This window comes from Endozoicomonas sp. ALB115 (genome assembly GCF_049310245.1).
In the GTDB taxonomy this organism is placed as follows: Bacteria; Pseudomonadota; Gammaproteobacteria; order Pseudomonadales; family Endozoicomonadaceae; genus Endozoicomonas.
This window is the reverse complement of record NZ_JBLYZG010000040.1, coordinates 42,486-49,204: the sequence shown is the minus strand read 5'-3', so window position 1 is coordinate 49,204 and position 6,719 is coordinate 42,486. Positions and strand designations below refer to the sequence as shown.

Annotated in this window: 5 protein-coding genes and 4 tRNA genes; 4 read left to right on the top strand and 5 right to left on the bottom strand. The window is 48.5% G+C overall.

Annotation, left to right across the window (positions count from 1 at the left end; genetic code table 11):
• Positions 1 to 2: 2 nt before the first annotated feature.
• From ACO6VE_RS16650 to ACO6VE_RS16635, 4 genes are all read left to right on the top strand, one after another.
• A tRNA-Lys gene (locus tag ACO6VE_RS16650) sits at positions 3 to 78 on the top strand.
• A 72-nt stretch (positions 79 to 150) separates the two neighbouring features.
• Positions 151 to 226: transfer RNA gene (locus ACO6VE_RS16645), tRNA-Asn, on the top strand.
• Between the two features lie 37 nt (positions 227 to 263).
• Positions 264 to 339, top strand: a tRNA-Lys gene (locus ACO6VE_RS16640).
• 72 nt (positions 340 to 411) lie between these two features.
• Positions 412 to 487: transfer RNA gene (locus ACO6VE_RS16635), tRNA-Asn, on the top strand.
• Positions 488 to 736: 249 nt separating this feature from the next.
• On the opposite strand, the gene ACO6VE_RS16630 is transcribed toward ACO6VE_RS16635, so the two are convergent.
• From ACO6VE_RS16630 to ACO6VE_RS16610, 5 genes are all read right to left on the bottom strand, one after another.
• Entirely contained in the window at positions 737 to 1,747 is a 1,011-nt protein-coding gene (locus tag ACO6VE_RS16630; RefSeq protein WP_422462416.1) for an ABC transporter ATP-binding protein, read from the bottom strand.
• Complete coding sequence (locus ACO6VE_RS16625) at positions 1,744 to 2,778, bottom strand: ABC transporter ATP-binding protein (protein WP_422462415.1); 1,035 nt, start codon at positions 2,776 to 2,778, stop codon at positions 1,744 to 1,746. The genes ACO6VE_RS16630 and ACO6VE_RS16625 overlap by 4 nt, the downstream gene beginning before the upstream one ends.
• 2 nt (positions 2,779 to 2,780) lie before the next feature.
• Positions 2,781 to 3,710 (bottom strand): ABC transporter permease subunit, encoded by a 930-nt coding sequence (locus tag ACO6VE_RS16620; RefSeq protein WP_422462413.1) that lies wholly within the window; start codon positions 3,708 to 3,710, stop codon positions 2,781 to 2,783.
• Positions 3,707 to 4,633 carry an oligopeptide ABC transporter permease OppB gene (oppB, locus tag ACO6VE_RS16615; protein WP_422462411.1) on the bottom strand — a complete coding sequence of 309 codons (927 nt, stop codon included), beginning with the start codon at positions 4,631 to 4,633 and terminating at the stop codon, positions 3,707 to 3,709. Before oppB ends, ACO6VE_RS16620 begins: the two co-directional genes overlap by 4 nt.
• 116 nt (positions 4,634 to 4,749) lie before the next feature.
• Entirely contained in the window at positions 4,750 to 6,360 is a 1,611-nt protein-coding gene (locus ACO6VE_RS16610; RefSeq protein ID WP_422462409.1) for a peptide ABC transporter substrate-binding protein, read from the bottom strand.
• Positions 6,361 to 6,719 lie beyond the last annotated feature (359 nt).

Sequence of the window (6,719 nt, the reverse complement as noted above, 5' to 3'; positions counted from 1 at the left end):
ATGGGTCGTTAGCTCAGTCGGTAGAGCAGTTGGCTTTTAACCAATTGGTCGTAGGTTCGAATCCTACACGACCCACCATACAGCATTGAGACTCATAAAAAGTCCCTTGTTGAAGAGACTGTTGTCAGTACAGCAAAACTGTCGATTAGTTCCCTGATAGCTCAGTTGGTAGAGCAAATGACTGTTAATCATTGGGTCGCTGGTTCGAGTCCAGCTCGGGGAGCCACTTATTCTATCTGTCAGCCTGTGGCTGATGTAAGAATGGGTCGTTAGCTCAGTCGGTAGAGCAGTTGGCTTTTAACCAATTGGTCGTAGGTTCGAATCCTACACGACCCACCATACAGCATTGAGACTCATAAAAAGTCCCTTGTTGAAGAGACTGTTGTCAGTACAGCAAAACTGTCGATTAGTTCCCTGATAGCTCAGTTGGTAGAGCAAATGACTGTTAATCATTGGGTCGCTGGTTCGAGTCCAGCTCGGGGAGCCATTTTTCTTAACTATGAAGTGCTATTGTTGGTGTTTTCAAATCCTGCCGTCTTTTCTTGAGACAGTTCCCAGTTTGTTTTCAAGCCCCTTCCCCCTCTGATTGTTCCCCCATAGACATGGTATTAATTCTCCGGGGTTAGCCGCCATCGGGAACTTCAAGGCAGGCATAGAGCAGGCCATACTTTATTAGGCGGCTTTTCGGTTTTAATCAGCAGCACTGAAGAGCGGAGTAAATCACCCCGCATATTGGTCAACCGTCGATTATATCAGTTTTATAACAGGCAACCTGGTGATGCTGATTCAATCCGGACGTGGAGCAATCAACAAGGTCTGGTTTTTTCTGTGAGCACTGTTCGTCCGCATAGAGGCAGCGAGTCCTGAAGACACAGCCTGATGGTGGATCAATCGGTGAAGGTAAATCGCCTTTCAATACTACCCGCTTCTTTCTCACTGCAGGGTCCGGAGCCGGAACTGCGGAAATCAAAGCCTGTGTATAAGGATGTTTTGGCGAGTTATAGAGATCATCTTTATCGGCAATCTCCATAACATTACCCAAATACAAAACCATTACCCGATGACTGATGTGACGGACAATGGAAAGATCATGACTGATAAACAGCAGTGACAGACCAAACTTCTGTTGCAACTCTCCCAGCAGATTAATGATCTGCGCCTGAATAGAGACATCCAGTGCGGACACAGGTTCATCACAGACGATCACCCTGGGTTGAAGAATCATTGCCCGGGCAATACCGATTCGCTGACACTGTCCACCTGAGAACTCATGGGGGTAACGGTTGATCATGTGTGGCAACAGGCCAACAATATTCATCATCTCACGAACACGGTCCCTGACCGCCTCACCAGCAAGCTCTGGATGATGGGTGATCAGTGGTTCAGCAATAATCTCGCCGATGGTCATGCGCGGATCAAGGCTGGCCAGCGGATCCTGAAAAATGATCTGCATCTGTTTGCGCAAAGGGCGCATCTCTTTTACGGAATGCCCGGTGATGCTCTGCCCCATCCAGACAACCTGTCCATCAGTATTGTGAAGTAATTGCAGAACTGCTCTACCGAGCGTGGATTTCCCGCAGCCAGACTCACCAACGACAGAAAGGGTTTCACCTTCATGAAGTTGGAAACTGACACCATCGACGGCTTTCAAAGTCTTTTTTTTCGTGAAGAATGTGCCTGTATCGACGGGGAAGTGCACCTTAAGGTTTTCTACTGTAAGGATTGGCGCTTGCTCAGTAACCGTCATAAAACACCTTCCACGACATTAACAGGATTATTTTTAACAGGGTTGCTGGTGTGAAAAGCTGAACTCAGTTGATGACAAGAGGCCGTTCGACCAGCATCAAACTCAGTGGTTTGAGGGCGCTCCTGTTGACAGAGATTGGTCGCATATTGGCATCGGGGCTGAAATGCACAACCTTGTGGCAATGCTTGAAGGTTGGGAGGCTGTCCGGGAATTGCGTAGAGGTCTTCATTATGATCACCATCAATTCTCGGCATGGATTGCAAAAGACCCCGGGTGTATGGGTGTTTTGCATCACTGAAGAGTGCTTGTACGGATCCGGTTTCAACCACACGACCACCATACATCACCATCACATGATCGCACATACTGGCAATGACACCCAGGTCATGGGTAATCATCACAATGGACATACCCAGCTTGTCTTTCAGGTCATGGAGCAGGTCCAGAATCTGAGCCTGAATGGTAACATCGAGCGCAGTGGTTGGCTCATCAGCAATTAACAGGTCCGGCTCACAGAGCAGCGCAATAGCAATCATAACTCGCTGACGCATGCCACCAGAGAACTCATGGGGGTACATATGAACCCGCTTACGGGCCTCTGGTATGCCTACCAGTTCCAGCATTTCAATGGATCGCTCCAGGGCTTTCTTTTGGCTCATGCCCTGATGTTCAATCAGGACTTCAGTCATCTGTCGTGAGACTTTCAGATAGGGGTTCAGGGATGTCATTGGGTCCTGAAAAATCATGGACAGAGAAACGCCACGCACCTTGTTCAGTTCTTTAACGGGCAGTCCAAGAATGTTTTGGCCTTTAAAGATAGCTTCACCCGTGGTTTTGCCATTCTTTGCCAGCAAACCCATCAAAGCCATAAATATCTGGGTTTTTCCGGAACCGGATTCGCCCACGACACCCAGGCTTTCACCTTTCTTCAGGGTGAAACTGATTTCATTGGCGGCGGCTACTTCACCATCCGGTGTATCGAAGCGGGTATTGAGGTTTTTGACCTCAAGAATGATGCTGTTCTCGTTCATAGTTATCGATCCTTTGGGTCCAGTGCGTCGCGCAGACCATCACCAATGAAGTTGAAACAGAAAAGTGTGATGGCCAGGAAAGTGGCCGGGAATGCCAGCATCCAGGGTGCAGATTCCATGACTTTTGCCCCCTCGGAAATCAAAACGCCCCAGCTGGTCAAAGGCTCCTGAACCCCGAGGCCCAGGAATGAGAGAAAACTTTCCGTCAGAATGACCTGGGGAATTGTCAGTGTCATATAGACGATCACCGGCCCAAGAATATTGGGAATGATATGGCGGAAGATAATTTTTGTCGTTGACACGCCACTGGCATGGGCTGCTTCAACAAACTCTTTCTTTTTAACCGCCAGGGTCTGGCCTCGCACAATACGGGCCATGGTAAGCCATTCAACAGCACCTAATGCGACAAAGATCAGATAAATGTTGCGACCAAAGATCACCATCAGAATAATCACAAAGAACATGAAAGGCAGGGAGTAAAGAATATCCACAAAACGCATCATGATGTTATCGATACGTCCACCCATATAGCCAGCTACAGCGCCATAAACGACACCGATGACCAGTGACACGGTTGTGGCTACCAGCCCAACCATGAGCGAAACTCTTGCTCCATAGAGCGTGCGGACAAACAGATCTCGACCATTTTCATCGGTACCAAACCAGAAGCCTTCAGCAGCGTTGGGAGGCACTTGAATAAAGTCCCAATAGACCTCATCAAAAGGGTGAGATGACAGCCAGGGAGCAAAAATAGCCATCAATGTAATGATGGATAGAATGATCATTGAAACCACGGCCGCCTTGTTTCGCATCAGGCGAATACGGGCATCCTGCCAGAGAGAGCGGCCAGCAACTTCAGTTAAATCGGCTGAATCTGAAAAGTTGTCGTTAAACGTGGCCAGTTTATCGTTCACATTCATGATGTTGCTCATCCGCTAACCCTCAGTTTTGGATCCAGAAAGCTGTACACCACATCCACGATCAGGTTCATAATGAGAATCAGGGTTGCGTAGAAAATCACCACACCCATTACCAATGGATAGTCACGGTTCAGTGCGGCATTGACAAAGTAACGGCCAACGCCGGGAATATCATAAATAGACTCAATCACTACCGAGCCGGTAGTCACAGCGGCAACCGCTGGCCCCAAATAGGAAACCACAGGCAACAAAGCACCTTTGATGGCATGGCGAATGACCACCAGGCGTTCACGAATTCCTTTAGCTCTTGCCGTTCTGATGTAGTTAGAGTGCAGAACCTCAATCATTGAACCCCGGGTCAGTCGGGCAATATAAGCGATCTGGGGCAGGGCCAGAGAGATTACGGGTAAAACCAGGTTTCTGGCAGCGCCATCGCCCCAGCCTGCAACCGGTAACCAGGCCAGGTAGACACCAAATACCAGGGAAAGAATTGGGGCCGCAACAAAGTTAGGAACCGCTATACCGGTCATCGCAACGCCCATAATGGCGTAATCGGTTTTCTGGTTCTGATAAAGTGCTGCAAGTGTTCCTAAACCAATGCCAATAAACGTCGCCAGCAATATAGCAAGTCCGCCAATCTGGAAGCTGGCTGGTAAGCCGGACAAAATCAGCTCAGTAACGGAAAAGTCTCTGAATTTATAAGAAGGGCCAAAATCAAACTGAAGCAGCTTACCAAGGTAAATGAAATACTGTTCATAGACTGGTTTGTCCAGATCGTAGGCTTTGAGAATGTTGGCTTCAATTTCCGGGGGTAACTGTCGTTCTTGATCGAACGGCCCACCGGGGGCAATACGCATCATAAAAAATGCGATGGTAATGATGATGAGCAGCGTCGGAATCGCCGTCAGCAACCGCTTGAGAATATAGGAGAACATGGAACAATTCGCTCTTTCCTCTGGAGTTCCCTCTTCGTTTTGTTATTCATGGCCATCCGTGGCGCACGACAACTTTTGAGCGCACTCCTGCTGTACAACAGCAGGAGGCTGTCCAGTTACTTAATAGAAAGGTATCGGGCCCGATGGATATCGGAGGCGTTATCAATCCAGCCATCAACCTTCGGACTTACCAGGTTTTTGGATACATAGTGGTAAATAGGTATATTTGGCAGTTCGTTCAGCGCAATAACTTCAGCCTGTCGCATATAGTCATTACGCTTGACAGGGTCAGCTTCCAGCTCCGCTTTTCTCATCAGATCGTTGTAGGTGCCGTCATTAAAGTTAGCGTAGTTCTGAGAAGTGTTACGGCTTTCCATCAGATTCAGGAAGTTCTGCGGATCGTTATAGTCAGCGATCCAGCCAGCGCGGGCAGCCTGAAAATCCCGGGTTTTCAGGTTGTCGTAGTGAACCTTGACTTCAGTGTTGAACAGTTCAGTTTTCACACCCAGTGCTTTTTTCCACATGGCAGCAACAGCGATCGCAACCTTCTTATGGTTCTCTGACGTGTTGTAACTCAGCCGGATGGTAGGTGCATTAGATTTATCATAACCCGCTTGTTTCATCAGTTTTTGCGCTTCGGCGACACGCTCGGCCTGATTCATTCCTTTCCAGCTGACTTCAGGAGATGAGCCGTAGTCGCCAGTACCGGGTGGTACAAAGCTGTATGCCGCTACTTCACCCGTTCTCAACACTTTTTCAGTGAGAATTTTGCGATCAATGGTCATCGCCAGCGCTCTCCGGACACGCAGGTCTTTTAGCACACCATCATCAAGGTTAAGAGGGTAGTAATAAACGCCGAGATACGGTGCGATGCGCACGTAGTCCGGCATGTTTTTCTCCAGCCATTTCAGGTCTGAAGAAGCAAAGTCTGTTTGAATGTCGACCTCGCCAGCCCGAACTCGCTTCAGTACAGCTGAACGGTCTTCCTGTGGGTAGTAAACCAGTTCATCCAGCGATACATTCGCAGCGTCGTAAAACTGCGGGTTTTTTTCCAGGCGAATCTGAGCGTTAGGTGTCCACTCACTCAGAGTGAACGCGCCATTGCTGACCATGTTGCTATCTTTTGCCCAGTTTTTACCCAGCTCTTCGATTTTGTGACTCGGAACAGGGTAGGCGGTGTAATGGGCCAGCTGTGCAATAAAGTAAGGGGCCGGGCCGGAAAGTGTAATTTCGAGAGTACTATCATCAATGGCTTTTACTGCAAGCGCTTCAGGACCTGCCTTGCCGGTGTTGTAATCTTCAGCACCTTTGATGGTATAAAGAAGGGAGGCATAACCAGCAGCAGTTTCAGGCTTCAGGATACGTTCCAGTGCCATTTTGAAATCCTGTGCGGTCACTGGCTTGCCATCAGACCAGGTGTGGTCTCTGAGTGTGAACGTATATACAAGACCATCGTCTGACACTGTCCAGCTTTTGGCAGCTCCGGGAATGATGGTGCCATCGGCTGCTTCTGTGGTCAGGCCAAGAAACATATTGCCAACAATGCCGCTTTCCCAGGTGCCTGAAATGAAGTGTGGATCAAGAGAGGCGGGCTCTCCCATATTGCCGATACGGAGTGTGCCGACAGCAAGGGCCTCGTTGTCGGGAGTGGTTAGCAATGTGCCGGAAAGCGCAATAGAAACAGCCAGCAAGCCAGCTTTAAGTTGCTTGAATTGTTTGATTTTCACGGGTGCTACTTCCTCTTTTCATGGTCTTCTTATGTAGTAAGTATCGACAGTCTACTTAAGCCCGGAGGGTATCCATGCTCAACAACGTAGCGATATATAGAAGTACGAAGTCGTTTTTATTGTGTTAGCAAACAACTTGCCAATAAGAACAGATATGAATATGTATTGCAATCTGTCTTGATCAGCAGGGGGGGGGGAGGTTATGATTCTTGCCTGGCAGGTTTTTCTGAAGATTGCAGTTCTCGAAACTCACGAGCGAATTTCACGTGATTGGACGTTACGCTGTCTTCGACTCGGGACAGGCGACTTTCCAGTCTTGTTACTTTACGGGCCAGTTGACTGACAGAGGTTTTAGACAG